This window comes from Devosia ginsengisoli, assembly GCF_024707105.1.
GTDB lineage: Bacteria > Pseudomonadota > Alphaproteobacteria > Rhizobiales > Devosiaceae > Devosia > Devosia ginsengisoli_A.
Genome location: NZ_JANQAJ010000006.1, coordinates 229,242 through 245,094, shown reverse-complemented (window position 1 = coordinate 245,094; position 15,853 = coordinate 229,242). Strand labels below are relative to the sequence as shown.

Annotated in this window: 13 protein-coding genes; 7 read left to right on the top strand and 6 right to left on the bottom strand. The window is 65.3% G+C overall.

Annotated features, from left to right (window positions below; all coding sequences use genetic code 11):
* Positions 1–77: 77 nt before the first annotated feature.
* Together NVV79_RS04840 and NVV79_RS04835 are read right to left on the bottom strand one after the other, a co-directional pair.
* Positions 78–3,194: an efflux RND transporter permease subunit gene (locus tag NVV79_RS04840; protein WP_303986802.1), complete on the bottom strand. Its 3,117-nt coding sequence runs from the start codon at positions 3,192–3,194 to the stop codon at positions 78–80.
* Between the two features lie 14 nt (positions 3,195–3,208).
* Positions 3,209–4,384 carry an efflux RND transporter periplasmic adaptor subunit gene (locus NVV79_RS04835; RefSeq protein ID WP_303986800.1) on the bottom strand — a complete coding sequence of 392 codons (1,176 nt, stop codon included), beginning with the start codon at positions 4,382–4,384 and terminating at the stop codon, positions 3,209–3,211.
* A gap of 241 nt (positions 4,385–4,625) precedes the next feature.
* On the opposite strand from NVV79_RS04835, the gene NVV79_RS04830 reads away from it, so the two are divergent.
* Genes NVV79_RS04830 through NVV79_RS04810 form a run of 5 tightly spaced genes read left to right on the top strand, consistent with a single transcriptional unit; the run spans position 4,626 to position 9,434 of the window.
* Positions 4,626–4,904, top strand: a complete 279-nt coding sequence (locus NVV79_RS04830; protein WP_303986798.1) for a YtcA family lipoprotein — start codon at positions 4,626–4,628, stop codon at positions 4,902–4,904.
* Positions 4,904–5,191, top strand: a complete 288-nt coding sequence (locus NVV79_RS04825) for a biotin/lipoyl-binding protein (RefSeq protein WP_303986797.1) — start codon at positions 4,904–4,906, stop codon at positions 5,189–5,191. Before NVV79_RS04830 ends, NVV79_RS04825 begins: the two co-directional genes overlap by 1 nt.
* Positions 5,175–5,951: an HlyD family efflux transporter periplasmic adaptor subunit gene (locus NVV79_RS04820; protein WP_303986795.1), complete on the top strand. Its 777-nt coding sequence runs from the start codon at positions 5,175–5,177 to the stop codon at positions 5,949–5,951. Before NVV79_RS04825 ends, NVV79_RS04820 begins: the two co-directional genes overlap by 17 nt.
* Positions 5,932–7,914: an FUSC family protein gene (locus NVV79_RS04815; protein ID WP_303986793.1), complete on the top strand. Its 1,983-nt coding sequence runs from the start codon at positions 5,932–5,934 to the stop codon at positions 7,912–7,914. Before NVV79_RS04820 ends, NVV79_RS04815 begins: the two co-directional genes overlap by 20 nt.
* Entirely contained in the window at positions 7,914–9,434 is a 1,521-nt protein-coding gene (locus NVV79_RS04810; RefSeq protein ID WP_303986791.1) for a TolC family protein, read from the top strand. Before NVV79_RS04815 ends, NVV79_RS04810 begins: the two co-directional genes overlap by 1 nt.
* Here NVV79_RS04810 and argE read toward each other — a convergent pair.
* The 4 genes from argE to eutB are packed head-to-tail and all read right to left on the bottom strand — an operon-like array spanning position 9,431 to position 13,804.
* A complete protein-coding gene (gene argE, locus NVV79_RS04805) occupies positions 9,431–10,606 on the bottom strand; it encodes an acetylornithine deacetylase (protein ID WP_303986789.1) in 1,176 nt (391 codons plus the stop codon). The two genes, NVV79_RS04810 and argE, sit on opposite strands and share 4 nt — an antisense overlap.
* A gap of 7 nt (positions 10,607–10,613) precedes the next feature.
* Positions 10,614–11,798, bottom strand: coding sequence for an ectoine hydrolase DoeA (gene doeA / locus NVV79_RS04800; protein WP_303986788.1), 1,185 nt, complete (start codon positions 11,796–11,798; stop codon positions 10,614–10,616).
* A 25-nt stretch (positions 11,799–11,823) separates the two neighbouring features.
* A complete protein-coding gene (gene eutC, locus NVV79_RS04795) occupies positions 11,824–12,816 on the bottom strand; it encodes an ectoine utilization protein EutC (RefSeq protein ID WP_303986787.1) in 993 nt (330 codons plus the stop codon).
* Positions 12,809–13,804, bottom strand: a complete 996-nt coding sequence (gene eutB / locus NVV79_RS04790) for a hydroxyectoine utilization dehydratase EutB (protein ID WP_303986785.1) — start codon at positions 13,802–13,804, stop codon at positions 12,809–12,811. The genes eutC and eutB overlap by 8 nt, the downstream gene beginning before the upstream one ends.
* Positions 13,805–14,221: 417 nt before the next feature.
* Between eutB and ehuB the strand changes: the two genes are divergently transcribed.
* Both ehuB and ehuC read left to right on the top strand, forming a co-directional pair.
* Positions 14,222–15,091 carry an ectoine/hydroxyectoine ABC transporter substrate-binding protein EhuB gene (gene ehuB / locus NVV79_RS04785; protein ID WP_303986783.1) on the top strand — a complete coding sequence of 290 codons (870 nt, stop codon included), beginning with the start codon at positions 14,222–14,224 and terminating at the stop codon, positions 15,089–15,091.
* 90 nt (positions 15,092–15,181) lie between these two features.
* On the top strand, positions 15,182–15,853 hold the full coding sequence (ehuC, locus tag NVV79_RS04780) for an ectoine/hydroxyectoine ABC transporter permease subunit EhuC (protein WP_303986782.1): 672 nt from the start codon (positions 15,182–15,184) through the stop codon (positions 15,851–15,853).

Sequence of the window (15,853 nt, the reverse complement as noted above, 5' to 3'; positions counted from 1 at the left end):
GCCAGTCACTCGGTCACCGGCGCCTGCCGGGTCGATTGGCAAAGTATGGTTATGTTGGAACGCCAGTATCCAACGGGCTATTCCGCTGGTGACCGTCCGCCCAGCGCGTCGTCCAGTTCCCGCTCCAGCCGGACCTCTTCCTCCACTTTGGGTTTGGAGAAGCGGGCGAGCAGAAGATAGGCGACGGGGGTGAGATAGAGCGTGGAAATGGCGGCGAAGGAAAGACCGCCGACCATGACCCAGCCGAGGGCCGAGCGGGCCTCGGCGCCGGCGCCGGACGCCAGCACCAGCGGCAGGCCGCCGACAATGGTGGCGATCATGGTCATCATCACCGGCCGCAGCCGGATATTGGAGGCTTCCTCGATGGCTTCGCGCACCGAGCGGCCGCGGTCGCGGAGCTGGTTGGCGAATTCGACGATGAGAATGCCGTTCTTGGCCATGATGCCAACGACCAGGACCAGCCCGATCTGGCTGAAGATATTGAGGCTCCCCCCAGTGACCAGGATGGCGTAGAGCCCTGCCGCAATGCCGAAGGGCACCGTGGTCATGACGATGATGGCGCTCCAGAAGCTCTCGAACTGCGCCGCGAGCACCAGCAGGATGATGACAAGGGCAAAGCCGAACGTCATCAGCAGCGCATTATTGGCGTCGCCCAGCGTCTTGGCTTCCGCCAGCGGCAGGATGGAGGTGCCTTCGGGCAGGAGCGGCGTGGCGATCTCGAGCAGTTCGGCATAGGCGTCGCCCAGCGCCAGGCCGTTTTCGAGGCTGGCCGAAACGCTGACCGAGCGGCGTTGCGCTTCACGCCGCAGCGACGGCGGCACGGCCGATTCCGTGATCGTGGCAATGGTGGACATGGGCACATAGCGCCCGTCGCCGGTGCGCACGAACAGGGTTTCGAGGTCGCGCGGATCGTTGACCGGATGGGTGGTCGAGACCATGCGCACCGAATAGGAGGTGTCGTTGATGAAGATATTGCCGACCTCGGCGCCGTCGATCATTGCCTGCATCGTGGTCGCTAGGCCATTGATGTCGATTCCCAAAGCATCGGCGCGGGCGCGGTCCACGGTGAGGGTCAACTGCGGCTGGGTCGTGTCGAAATTGACGCTGACGCGCCCGAAGCGGCCATCCTCTTCCAGCGCATCGCCGATGGCTTCGGCGGTTTCGGCGAGGACGGCATAATCGGAGCCGGCCACGGCGAATTGCAGGCCCGAGCCGCCGCCGCGAATGCCCAGGCTGTTGCCCTGGCGCACAAAAGCGCGGACGCCCGGCACCTGGGCCATGAGATTGGTGACTTCTGTGGCGATATCCTGCTGGCTGCGCGTCCGCTCCTCCCAGGGAGCCAGCGTCAGGGTCATGAAGCCGCCATTGCCCCAGCCGGACAGCACGAAGAGCGAGGTCGCCTCACCGCTGTCCAGATAGGGTTGCAGCATGGCCTCGACCTGGCCGAGCCGCGTACGCACGAAATCGAGGCTGACTGTATTGGGCGCGGAGACGCTGATGCTGACCGTCGACCGATCTTCCGGCGGTGTGATTTCCTGGCGGATATTGTCGAAGACGAAAAAGGCCGAACCGGCAAAGAGCGCGGCGATCAGCAGCACGACGACCGGGTTGTGCAGCGCCACGCGCAAGGTGACACGATAAAGCCCGCCAAAGGCGCGGCCCACAGCGCCGATCGGGCCGCCATGGCCGCCCTTGCTGCCATCGTCCTTGAGGAAGCGCGAGGCCACCATCGGCCCGAGCGACAGGGCGACGATGGAGGACAGCAGCACGGCGATGGCCAGGGTAAAGCCGAATTCGCGGAACAACTGGCCGGTCTGTCCTTCGAGGAAGGACAGCGGCACGAAGACGGCGACCAGCGTCAGCGTGGTGGCGACGACGGCGAAGAAAACTTCCTGCGTGCCGAGCACAGCGGCGGCGCGGGGGCCGGCGCCCAGATGCTTGCGGCGCACGATGTTTTCGAGAACCACGATGGCGTCATCGACCACCAGCCCCGTGGCGAGCACTAGGGCCAGCAGCGTGATGATGTTGAGCGAAAAGCCGAAGGCATACATGCCAGCAACCGCTCCGAGCAGCGCAATGGGCATGGACACGGCCGGCACGATGACGGCGCGCCAATCGAGCAGGAAGAGGTAGATGATGACGATGACCGCCACCAGGGCCACGATCAGCGCGATCTCCACTTCATGCAGCGCACCCTGGATGAAGATGGCGTCATCGCTGGAAATCTTCAGGTCAACCCCGGCCGGCAAGGTCTGATTGAGCGTATCGACCGCGGCGTGAACGGCCTCGGAAATGGCGATCGTATTGGATTGCGCCTGGCGAACGATGCCGAGCCCGATACCCGGCCTGCCATCGGCGCGGATAGACGAGGTGCTGGCGGCCGCGTCGAACACCACGGTGGCGACATCGCCCAGCAGGGTCCGCTCGCCGACCGGCAGGCGCTCGAAATCCGCCGGGCTGGTCACCTCGGATATGGCGCGGACGGAAATGTTCTGGTTGGGGCCATTGATGGAGCCGGCCGGCGCATCGAAGGCGATGGTGGCAACGGCATTGCGCACATCGGCAACGGTCAGGCCGCGGCTGGCGAGCTTGACCGGATCGACATCGATCTCGAAGCTCGATTGCCGCGTGCCATAGACCTGCACCTCGGCGACGCCGTCGATGGCGCCGAGCCGTTCGGCAATGATGTTTTCCACCACTTCGCTGAGCTCGGCCACGCTCATGGAGTCGGAGGTGACAGCCAGTTGCATTACCGCCTGGGCATCGCTGTCCGACTTGAAGATGACCGGGTCTTCGGCCCCATCGGGCAGGCCGCGGGTCACCCGGCTCAGGGCGTCGCGCACGTCGGACGTGGCAATGTCGAGATTGGTGCTTTCGGTGAATTCCAGCGTGACGCGGCTGCTGCCGACCGAGGAACTCGATGAAATGGCCGCGACGCCCTGCACGCGGGCGACGGCGCCTTCCACGGTCGCGGTGATTTCGCGGTCCACGGTTTCGGCCGCAGCGCCGGGGAAGCTGGTGGAAATCGACAGGACCGGCCGCTCCACGCTCGGCAATTCGCGAACTTCGATGGCCAGCAGGGCGGCGAGCCCTGCCACCATGATCAGGGCATTGATGACCACGGCCATGACGGGCCGCCGCACGAAGAGGCTGGCCAGGGCGCCACCACGTTCATTCTTGTCGGCAATGGACATGGTGCAGCTTCCCGTCAGCTTCCGGTTGCGGTCTGGGTGGTTTCCTGCGCCGCTTCGGCGCCTGGGCCTTCGAGCACAGTGACCGGCGTGCCCTCGCTCAATTGCAGGATGCCCTCGGTGATGACAGCATCGCCCGGTTCCAGATCGGCACGGACCAACACGCCATCGCTGTTACGCTGGATGATTTCGGCCATCACGCGCGTGGCCGCGCCGTCCTGGTATTTCCAGACATAGGAGCCTTCCGCGGACCACAGGATCGCCAGCGGATTGACCGCTGGATAGTTCTCCCCGGGAAAGGCGAGCGCGACCGAAAAGCTCATGCCGGCCCGCAGGGCATTGTCGGTATTGGGGATTTCAGCCTGCACCTGCAGCGTGCGGCTGGCCGGATCGATGCGGTTGTCGATAACCGAAATATCGCCGGTAAAGCTGCGCCCGGGCAGGGCCACGGCGCTGACGGTCACCGCCATGCCAGGCCGGATCTGGGCCGCATAACGCTCGGGCACCCAGAAGTCGATCAGGATGGCGGACGTATCGTCCACCGTGGTGATGGCGGTCTGGGCGCCGACATAATTGCCGGGCGTGACCTGGATCAGGCCGACCGATCCGGCAATCGGGCTGGTAATGGTGCGGCGCTCCAGCGCCAGTCCGGCATTGCGCAGGGCCAGTTGGGCATTGGCATTGGCGAGTTCGGCCGCGGCCAGGGCGGTGCCGGCCACCACATTGGAATTGGCGAGGCCGGTCGTGCGCTGCAGGGTGGCCGCGACATCCTCGGCCGCCAGCATGGCCCGGTCATACTCGATCTGCTCGGCCGCCGAGTCGAAGCGGGCAATGACGTCGCCGGCCTGCACCATCTGTCCGGGGCGCACCAGGATATCGGCCAGTGCGCCGGCGCTGGCTGCCGTGACGGTGACGGAGCGGACCGGAGTGCCTTCCCCGATGGCGTTGAGTGTATCGTTGATGGTGGCTTCCACCACTTCCGAGGTCACCACATTGGTGGCGCGGTCCGAACCGCCAAAGCGCGCGCCACCGGGGCCGCCCGGCCCCCGTGCGGCCTCGGTCGACGCGGGTGGGCCGAAAGGCAGCGCAATGCCCACTTTCGCGAGCGTTTCGGGAGCGCCGGGCACGAGAAAAAGCCAAGCCATGCCAGCGATGGCAAGGATGGCGAGCGAGGCCAGGATTTGCCGGATCAAGCCAAACCTCTGAAGCAGTTCAAGGAAGCGGACGACGAATTCGGGCAGAACCTAGCAGCGGTCAGTCAAGAACGATATTACAAAACGGTAATGTCGCGAAGCGTTGTTCGAACATCGTTTTCTCGGGTCGGTGGCGCCTGCCGGCGGCACCCGGGGCTGCTCGGTTGCCATACGAGCAGCCACTGGTTACCTTGGCGGCCTTGCCCGGCTTCGCACAGGGTATTGCTCCGTTGGCTGGCTCATGACCTCACGTATTTCCCTGCCAGCAATGGCGCTGTTTTCCCTGTTCCTGGCGGGTTGCTCCGCCACCAGCGGCGCGCCGGCCATTCCCATATTCGGGTCATTCTTTCCGGCCTGGATCATCTGCGCCGTCGGTGGGATCTTCCTTGCCGTCATCCTGCGCGCGGCGCTGATCGCGCTGCGGATCGACGAACACCTGCCGGCCCCGCCGCTGGTCTATCTCTGCCTGGCGGTCAGCGGGGGGATCGGGCTGTGGATGGTCTGGTCGGGAGTAGCGTGATGCGGGCGGTCCTGGGCAAAATCATCGGCTATGCCGTCTTCGCCGTCACCGCCGTGCTGATCTACCTGGTCTGGAGTTCGGGCGTCGCCAATCCGCGCTCCGATGTCGCCGAGATCGAGGCCCCGGTGGTGCAAATTTCGCCAACCGTACCGGGACGGGTAATCTCCATCGCGGTTACGAACAACCAGGCCGTCAAGCAGGGCGACGTGCTGTTCCAGATCGATCCGGAACCCTATCAGTTGCGGCTCGAACAGGCGCAGGCGGAACAGCGTGCCGCCGAGATCTGAACTGGCACAGGGCGGCCGCAACATCGCCACGGCCCAGTCCAATGCCGATGTCGCCCAGAAGCAGATCGAACGCGCCCAGTTCAATGCCGATCTCGCGCGGCAAACACTTGAGCGGCTCGAGCCGCTGCTGGAGCGGGGCTTCGTGACGGCACAGCAGGTCGACCAGGCGCGCACGGCCTATAATGATGCGCTGGTCAGCCTCGACCAGGCCCTGCAGCAATCCGAAGGCGCCACGCAGGTGATCGGCACGCTCGACACGCGCCAGGCGCAGGTGGATACAGCGGCCGCTACGGTGGCGCTGATGCAGCGCGATCTGGACAACACCACCGTGCGGGCGCCCTTCGACGGTCTCGTCACCGGGCTCATCATGCCGCCGGGCGAATATGTCGTTACCGGGCAGACGGTGTTCTCGATGATCGACACCTCCGGCTGGGAAGTGGTGGCTTTCTTCCGCGAAACCGAACTGCCCGATATCGCTATCGGCGACGCAGCGGAGGTCTTTGTTATGGCCAATACGCGCCAGCCCGTGCATGGCACGGTTTCGGCTATCGGCTGGGGCGTGCGATCGGCGGATTCGGCCACCATTCTCGGTCTGCCCATCGTTTCCAATTCGCTCAACTGGGTGAAAGTGGCCAAGCGCTTTCCGGTCTATGTGCACCTGCATGAGCCGCCGGCCGATCTCATGCGCGTCGGCGCCTCCGCCGTAGTGGTGCTGAAGGGCGCGGCGCCGGAAGCGGACGATGGCAGCGAACCGCAATAGACCGGGCCTGTTCGGCATTCTTGTCGATGAACTGCGCCCCTATGAGGGCCGGCTCGGCGCCTCGTTGCGCATGGCTTTGTGCTGCGTCCTGGTGGTGGCGCTGGCGATGAGCCAGCACGTGCCCGAAGCGGCGGTGTCCTGCTACCTGATCTTCTTTGCCAGCCGCGACAATGCCGCCAGCGGCATTGCCATCGCGCTGGCCCTGATCGTGGGCGTGTCGGTCGGCATCCTGCTCGGATTGCTCTTCCTGCAACTGGTCTCCGACGAACCCATGCTGCGTCTGGGCTTCATGGCCGCCTTCACCTTTGGCGGCATGTATTTCTCCGTGGCGACCAAGGCAGGCCCGATCGCGGCGACCATCGGCTTCGTCTTCGCCTTCGTGATGACGCTCAACGATTTCGTGCCGGTGCCCGAATTGCTGTCGCGGGGGCTGAGCTGGATGTGGGTGGTGGTGTTCTTTCCCATGGCCGTGCTCATTCTGGCCAATGCCCTGATCGGGCCCAATCCGGCCCGGTTGGTGCGCCATCGGCTGGCCCAGCGATTGCGCGCCGCGGCGGCCATCCTGCGGGGCGCGGGCGATGAGCAAGCCCGCGCTTTGCTCAGCGAGCCGGCTGGGGAGCTGGCAGCGCCGGCCCGGCTGGGCGCGCTTTTCGGCTATCACTCCAAAAACGAGGCCAGTCGTGTCACCGCCCTGATGCCCATGGTCCAGGACCTGTTGGCCGAAACGAGTGGTACGCCGGCGGATGGCCTGCTGGCAAAGCGGCTGGACCAATTGGCCGAGGCCATCGAGTTTCACAGGGCGCTGGATGCGGGCTGGCGGCCCGTGGGCCTGCTGGCGCAATCGGCGCCGCTGGCCGAGCGGGTGGGACGGATTGCGGCGGTGTGGAGCGGACGCCTCGTCGTGCCGGGGCCCGTTGCGGTCGAGCAGGGGCCAGCCGACACTTTCTCCAATCCCGCCTATATGCAGTTCGCGCTCAAGACCATGCTGGCGGTGTTCATCACCTATACAATCTATACCGCCTTTGGCTGGTTCGAGATCCATACCGCCATGATCACATGCTTCTACGTGGCGCTCGGCACGGCGGGGGAAACGCTGCACAAGGCGGCCCTGCGCATTGTGGGCTGCCTGATCGGCGCGGCGATGGGGATGGGCAGCATCGTCTTCCTCATGCCTGGTATGACCGATATCGGTCAGTTGCTGCTGCTGGTCGCCGCCGGCAGCTTTATCGCCGCCTGGGTCGCGAACGGTTCGAACCTCGTCCAGTATGCGGGCTGGCAGATGGCGCTGGCCTTTTTCCTCTGCGTTTTGCAGGGCTATGGCCCCGCTTTCGATATCAGCGTGGCGACCAACCGCATTCTCGGCATCCTGATCGGCAATGTGGTAGTGACCATCATCTTCCTCTGGCTGTGGCCCACCAGCGTCGGCGCGCTGACCGCTCAGCACCTCGCCAGCGCCGTTCAGGGGTTGGGCGCCGCCTTGCGCCAGGCAGGCAATAGCCTTGCCGCAGTCACGCCGGAACTGAAACAGGCGCGCCGCCTGTCACGGCTGTCCGCTTTCGAAGCCAGGCGGCTGCGCGCCAGTGCGCCGCTGCTACCCTATGCAGCGGCGATCATGACGGCGATGGAAGACGCGACGGAAAAGGCCGGGAATTTACGGCGCCTGCGGGCGCGACCGCGCTACATGTTCGGCGCGCCGCGGTGTGTGAAAGCAGCAACGCTTGCCCATGAAGCGTCCGCATCACGGTTTCTGGACGTCGCCGCCTCGTCTATCCTGCAACCGGACCCCGAGGCCAGGACCATGCTTCAGCAAGCGCTATCCCAATCCACCAGCACGCTCGCGCGGCTTGAGCACCAGCTCGCCAGCACTTCGCCTCGGGCGGCATGGCGGCGCGATTTCGAGCAGACCGTCGAGGCGCATCGCGATCTGGCGCAGGGCTTTGCCCGCGCGCTGGCGGCGCTCTGATGGCCGGCAGAGCGATCCTCCGCGCGATTGGCGGCGTCATGCTGGTGCTGGCGCTGGCCGGATGCACCGGCTCGTCGCTCAAGCTGGCCTCGGCCAGCGCCACTACGCCCTATCGCGGCACGGCCGGGGAAGCCGCTGTTGATCCCGGCAATGCCGATTATGGCGTGACGCCCGATCCGAGCATGCCGATCACCATCGCCACGCCGCAGCTCGACCCCAATCACACCTATAGCCTGCCTGAACTCATCAATATCGCCCAGCTCTCCAATCCGGCGACGCAGGCAGCCTGGCAGCGCGCCCGCGAGGCGGCCGCGGCGACCGGCATTGCCGAGGGCGCCTACCTGCCGATCATCAGCGCCGATGTGCTGGCCGGCTATGCCGTCACCTCGAACACGGCGCCTGGCATCAATACTGCGTTGGTCAGCGTGCCAGATGGCACGATCACCACATCGGGCATGCAGGCCGTGCCATCGCTGGCGGTCAAGTGGCTGCTGTTCGATTTCGGCGCGCGGGACGCGGCTTTGGCCACGGCGCAGCAAGTGTCCTTTGCGGCCAATGTCGGCTTCAACGGCACGCATCAGAAGCTGATCTACGATGTCAGCAACGCCTATTTCCAATATAGCGCCGCCCGGGCGCAGTCGCGGATCGACAGGGCCGCCCTTGACAATGCGCGCGTGGTGCTGGAAGCGGCGCAGGCCCGGCTCGACCAGGGTGTTGCCACCACGATGGAAGTGGCCCAGGCCAAGCAGCAGGTGGCGCAGGCCGAGTTCGACCTGACCGGGGCGACCGGCCGCGAGCGCAGCACCTATGCCATGCTGCTCGGCGCCATGGGCATTTCGCCCACCATCACCATCAAGGTGCAGGATATTTCCGGCAAGCCCCTGCCGCGGCAGGTTCCTGATAATCTCGACCAGATGATCGTCGCCTCGTTGCAGCGGCGCCCCGACGTGCAGGCGGCTTTCGCCCAGATGAAGGCGAGCGAGCAGGGCATTGCGGCGGCGCGTGCCGAATTCCTGCCCAGGATCGCGCTGACCGGCACGGTCAATCGCACGATCGGCAGCTATTCGATCCATGACACGCGGTTCGATTCCACCGCCACGCTCGATGTGAACCAGCCCAATGCGGCAGTGCTGCTGGGCGTGACCGTGCCGATCTTCGATGGCGGCATGCGCGATGCCCGCATGGAGGCGGCCGTCGCCGCCGCTTCTGCCTCCCAACAGGATTTTGCCCGGCTGCAAAGCACCGCGGCGCAGGAAATCGTCGTGGCCTATGACGTGCTGCGCACCAGCCTGTCGGCCAATGCTGCGGCCACCGAATTGGTCAATGCCGCCCGCACCAATTACGAGGCGGCGCTCGACTATTACAAGAACGGCCTGGGCACGCTGGCCGATATCAGCGTCACCCAGACGGGCCTGCTGAAAGCCCAATATGCCCAGGCGCAGGCCCGCAGCGATGCCTTCGTGGCGGCGGCCACCCTCGCCTTCGCCACCGGCACGCTGACGACAGCCAACGGTTTCTAGCCTCGGGCGAGCTGGGGCAGCAGGTTGCCGATCATATCGAGACAGGCATCGAGCTGGACGAGTTCCACATATTCGTCGGCCTTGTGCGCCTGGGCGATGGAGCCTGGGCCGCAGATGACGGTCGAAATGCCCAATTGCTGGAACAGGCCCGCTTCGGTGCCGAAGGAGACGCAGGTGGCCGGATCGCGATTGCCGGTCAGCGTGCGGACGAGGGCTTCGGCCTCCGACGCGCTCATCGGCTCGAGCCCCACCACTTCGCCGATGACCGAGGTCAGGATATCGGCCTCCGGATAGACGGCCCGCATGCGCGGCAGCAGGTGGCTTTCGACATAATCCTCGATCTGGGACTTGGCGAAGGCGAAATCGGCGCTGTTGATCGGGCGCAATTCCCATTCGACCGCGCAGCTTTCGGCGATGATGTTGCGCGCGGCGCCCCCGGCAATACGGCCGACCTGGATGGTGGACCAGGGCGGGTCGAACCGCGACTGGGCCGGCGCCCGGGCCCGTAGCGCGCCGCCGATCTCGAGCAGGCGGGCGATATAGCGGGTGGCATATTCGATGGCGTTGACGCCGAGATCGGGCTGGGACGCGTGGCCCGCGGTGCCGGAAAAGGTGGTCGTATATTCGCAGCACCCCTTGTGCCCTTCGATGATGGCCATGCCGGTGGGTTCGCCCACGATGCAGACGGCCGGCCTGGGGCCGGTCTGCGCCAGTCGGTCGAGCATCACCTGGGCGCCCAGGCACCCCACTTCCTCGTCATAGGTGAAGGCCAGATGCAGCGGCCGCGTCAGTTCCGCCTCGGCAAAGAGCGGCGCAGAGGCCATGGCACAGGCGATGAAACCCTTCATGTCGCAGGCGCCACGGCCATAGACGCGTCCGTCGCGAAGCGAGGCGGCGAAAGGATCGCTGCTCCAGTCCTGACCCTCGACCGGTACCACATCGCTATGGCCCGACAGCACGACGCCGCCATCCATGTCCGCCGGCCCGATCGTGGCAAAGATATTGGCCTTGCCGCCATCCACATCGCGTGTCACTTCGACGCGAGCGCCCACCAGCTCGAGCCGGCGCTGCAGATAGTCGATCAGGTCGGCGTTGGAATCCTGCGACACGCTGGGAAAGGCGATAAGGTCCCCTAGGATGGCGGTCGCCTCGTTAAGCAATGCATGGGCCATTTGACGCCTAGGGTTTGACGACCAGTTCGCGCGACACATCGGCCAGGCATTCGGCCGGAGCACCGGCACGGATGCGGATGGTCTCGGAGGTTTCGAAGCCCCAGTCGTCGGTCCAGATGGCCGGCATGAAGTGGAATGTCATGTTTTCGGCCAGGATCGATTTGTCGCCCGGCCGCAAGCTCATGGTGCGCTCGCCCCAATCGGGCGGATAGGAAATGCCCACCGGATAGCCGGTGCGCGAATCCTTCTCGATGCCGTATTTGCGCAGTACACCGAAAAAGGCGTCGGCCACCTGGCCGCAGGTATTGCCGGGGCGGGCGGCGTCGAGCCCGGCATCGAGCCCTTCCAGCACGGCCTGCTGCGCCCTCAGCATGCCGGCGGGCGGCTCGCCCAGATAGAGCGTGCGCGACAGCGGCGCGTGGTAACGGCGGTAGCAGCCGGCGATTTCGAAGAACGTGCCTTCGCCGCGCCGCATGGGCCTGTCGTCCCATGTGAGGTGCGCCGCCGAGGCATCCTTGCCCGACGGGGTGAGGGGAACGATGGCGGCATAATCGCCACCGAAGCCATCGGTGCCGCGCAAGCCGGCATCGTAGATTTCGGCCACCAAGTCGCATTTGCGCAAGCCATGCTCGGACACGTCGCGAATGCGTTGATGCATGACTTCGACCAGCCGCGCTGCCCGTCGCATATAGACCAGCTCCTGCTCGGACTTGACCGCTCGCTGCCAGTTCACCAGCGCGGTCGCGTCGGCAATGATCGCATTGGGCAATTCGGCGCGCAACGTTTCGAGGCACTTGGCCGAGAAGTAGTAATTGTCCATCTCGACGCCCAGCCGCTTTCCGGCAAGGCCCTTGTCGGCCAGCACCTTAGCCAGCACCTGATAGGGATGGACTTCCGGATTCTGCACGTAATTGTCGGGGTAGGAGAACATCGATGCCGGGTCGAGGTAGCTGGTCAGCCGCGCGCCATTGACGTCCTGCGGGCGCCCGAACCACAGCGGCTCGCCTTCCGGCGGTACGATCACCGCCTGGTGGACATAGAATGACCAGCCATCATAGCCGGTGAGCCAGCCCATATTGGACGGGTCGGTGACCACGAGCACCTCGATGCCGGCCCGGTCCATGGCGCTCCGGACCTTGGCGAGGCGCGCGGCATATTCCTCGATCGAAAAAGCTAGGGTGATTTCAGACACGATGCGTCCCCTCCCGGGAAACCGTTCAACTGGAAAAAATCTGGCCGGCGCCGGCCGCCTGGGCGCGCTGGCGGGCCAAGGTGGCAATGGCCGTATCCTGCACACCGGTGCCGGTCAGGTCGGCAAAGGTTATCTGCGTCGGCGATGTGCGGCCGTCGGCCTGGCCGGCGATGATGGAGCCGAGCGCGGCAAAGTCGCGATTAGGCGTGACGAGGCCGGCGCCGATGGCGTGGTGCAACTCGCCCAGCAGGCGCGTTTGCGCCAGGCTGTCGGGCACGTAGAGATCGGCGCGCGCAACGGCCGCCGGGTCGATCTCGTTCTTATGCTCCGCATCGGACCCCATGGCGGTCAGGTGCTGGCCGGGGCGCAGCCATTCGGCGCGGATGAGCGGGGTCGACGAAGGCGTGGTGGTGACGATGACATCGGCTTCGGCCACCGCGGCTTCGGCCGTATCGCTGACCGAGACGGCGATGCCATGCTGGGCAACGATGTCGGCAGCCAGCTTCTCGGCCTTGGCGCGATCACGTGACCACAGCATGGCCCGCCGGATCGGCCGGACCAGGCAGAGCGCCGCCAGTTGCAATCGCGCCTGCGCCCCGGCTCCGATGATGGCGGCGGTGGACGCATCGGCCCGCGCCAGGTGCCTGGCAGCCACGGCGCCGGCCGCTGATGTGCGGATATCGGTGAGATAGCCATTGTCGAGCAGCAGGGCCTCGACCAGCCCGGTGTGGGCGCTGAGCAGCACCATCAGCCCATTGACCGAGGGCAGGCCCAGCTTTGGATTGTCGAAGAAGCCGGGGCTGATCTTGATGGCGAAGCTGTCGATGCCCGGCACATAGGCGGTCTTGACGTCCACCTCGCCGCGCGCCTCGGCAATGTCGAGCCGCAGGATGGGCGGCATGACGACCGGTTTTGTGGCCAACGCATGAAAGGCGTCCTCGACGCAGGCAATGGCTTCGAGATCGAGCGGCACCAACTGCCGAAGCATGGTTTCGGTGAGGATGGTGATGTCAGCCATGGCCATGCTCCGCCGCGAGGTCCGGATTTTCGCCAGCCATGATGCGCCGATGCAGCGTCATGTCGATATTCTTGCCGCTGAGCAGGACCACGGCTGGTCCGGTGAGCGTCACCTTGTCGGCATCGAGCGCCGCGATACCCACGGCGGCGGCGCCTTCGAGCGCTTCGCTCTCCTCGAAATAGGCCGCGCGCATGGCCTCGGCGATCTCGGCCTCGCTGACCAGCACCACCTCGTCGACCAGGTCGCGGACCATGGGGAAGGTATATCGGTTCGCGAGCCCGATCCCGCCGCCCAGCGAGTCCGCCAGGGTCGGCACTTCCTCGACCGCGACGGGCTGACCGGCGACCAGGCTCGCCTGCATCGCGGCGCCATTTTCCATGGTGACGCCGATGATCCGGATGGCCGGATTGAGCGTCCGCAGCGCCAGTGCCACTCCGGCCAGCAATCCGCCACCGGACAATGGCACCAGCACCGTGGTCGTCTGCGGCGCGTCTTCCAGCATTTCCAGCCCGAGCGTGCCCTGACCGGCGATGACTGCGGCGTGGTCGAAGGGCGGCACCGGCGTCATGCCGGCTTCCAATGCCAGCCGGTCGACCTCGACCTGTGCATCGTCCTGACTGTTGCCGACGATGCGGATTTCAGCGCCGAGTGCCTCGATGGCCTGCACCTTGTTATCAGGCACCAGCCGCGACATGCAGATCACCGCCTTGGCGCCGGCAGCGGCCGCGGCATGGGCGAGCGCGCGCCCATGATTGCCGGTGGAGGCGGCGACGACGCCGGCATCGCGCTGCGCCCGGTCGAGCGACAGCACGGCATTGGTGGCGCCGCGCAGCTTGAAACTGCCCGTCGTCTGGTGGTGCTCGCATTTGAGCTGCACCGGCACGCCCAGCCGCGCGCTCAGCGACTTGGCTTCACGTTGCGGCGTTCGTAATACGCTTGCTGATATCCGCTGCCGCGCCAGCAGGATCTCGGCGAAGTCGATAGTCATGCCGGGCTCCTCCCGATGCCGTCGCAGACGCAATTCATAGGCCCGTATGCGCCTGTGGCAAGACCACGCCGACAAGGCCCCTGTTTCGTCGCGCACTATGCCCGTGCCCCGGATAGTCGATCCTTCCAATCTGCCTGCGCCCGGCAGCCGATCCTGCTACCGGCCGGGCGGCAAAATAGACGTATCGTCCCTCGACTCAAACGCGCCGCTCCGCAACGCTGGAGCCGGCTCAGTTCATCGTGACGGCAGACTAAAAAATACTGACGATTCAGCCCATTGGCCGGCAAGGCCGCTCACTTCCCGACCGGGTGCCGGTCGGATCGACGCTATCCGGTTGCATCGGCAAGGCGACCGGCGAAAAACAGAACATGGCGCTGCCTACGAACCGCCAAATTAGCAGGAAACCGGGAGACAAACATGATCACGACCATTACCAAACGTGCCTCGATCGCCCTCGCTGCCTTGACCGCTGCGGCGATGGCGACGACTGCGGTCAGCGCTGCGACCCTTGACGAGATCAAGGCATCCGGCACGATCCGCATCGCGGTCGCCAACGAAATTCCCTATGGCTATGTCGATCCCAACGGGGAAGCCCTGGGCGCCGGTCCCGATGTGGCCAAGCATATCGTCGAACAGCTCGGCATCGAGAATATCGAGTGGGTGACCACCAACTTCTCCTCGCTCATTCCGGGCCTGCAGGCGGACCGCTTCGACATGGTGGCGGCCGAAATGGCCATCCTGCCCGAGCGCTGCGCTCAGGTGATCTATTCGGAACCCAACAGTTCCTATGGTGAGGGGCTGCTGGTGCCCGCCGGCAACCCCAAGGGCATCCATGCCTATGCCGACTTTGCTGAAAATCCTGATCTCAAGGTGGCCATCATGGCCGGTGCCGACCAGCTCGAAATGATGCAGGCGCTGGGCGTGCCCGAGGCGAACCTGGTGACCATCGCCTCCAATGCCGATGCCATCTCGACCGTGTCTACCGGCCGGGCCGACGCCTATGCCGCCACCAGCCTGACCGCTACAGGCCTGGCATCGCAGGGTAGCGGCGTCGAAGTGGCCGGCGAATTCGTCGACCCGGTGATCGACGGCAACGAAGTGCGCAGCTGGGGCGGCTTCGTCTTTGCCCAGGGCAGCACCGACCTGCGCGACGCGGTCAACGAAGTGCTGGCCGAGTTCAAGCAGACCGAAGACTGGGCTTCGATCCTCACCGGATACGGCTTTAGCCAGGCCGATGTCGATGGTTCGTCCCATCGGACCACCGCAGAACTCTGCGCCGCCGAATAAGCGAGGGGCAGGGGAGATCGGCGTCGGTGACGTCGCCGGTCTTTCCCTGTACCGGCCTTTTCGGCATCATGGCCAAGCGGGGGATACCGGATGGCTTGGACTGAGTACCTGACGCCATTGCTGCAGGGAGCCTGGGTGACGGTCCAGCTGACCGTCTACTCGACTATCTTTGGCGCGATCCTGTCCTTTGCCTTCGGCATCGGCAAACTGTCGCCGAACTGGCTGATCAAGGCGGTTTCGGTCGGCTATATCGAGATATTCCGGGGCACGTCGCTACTGGTGCAACTGTTCTGGCTCTATTTTGCCCTGCCCGTTGCCGGACAGGCCGTTGGGCTGGACCTGCGTCTACCGCCGGTGGTCGCGGGCGTGCTGGCGCTGAGCCTCAATATCGGGGCCTACGGCGCCGAAGTGGTGCGCGGCGCCATCCAGGCGGTGCAGAAGAGCCAGTATGAGGCGGCGCGGGCGCTCAATTTCACTCCCCGCCAGGCGCTGTTCGGCGTGGCTCTGCCGCAGGCCATTCCCGAGATGATGCCGCCCTTCGGCAATCTGGCAGTGCAGAATCTCAAGGATACGGCGCTGGTCTCGCTGATCAGCCTGGGCGACCTGGCCTTCCGCGCCGAGCAATTGCGCAATTTCACCCAGGACAGCACCACTATCTTCACCCTGGTCCTGTTCATGTATTTCGGCATGGCACTGGTGCTCACCGCCATCATGAAGCTGCTCGAGCGGTTTGTCGGCCGCTGGCGCCACGCGAGTAACTAG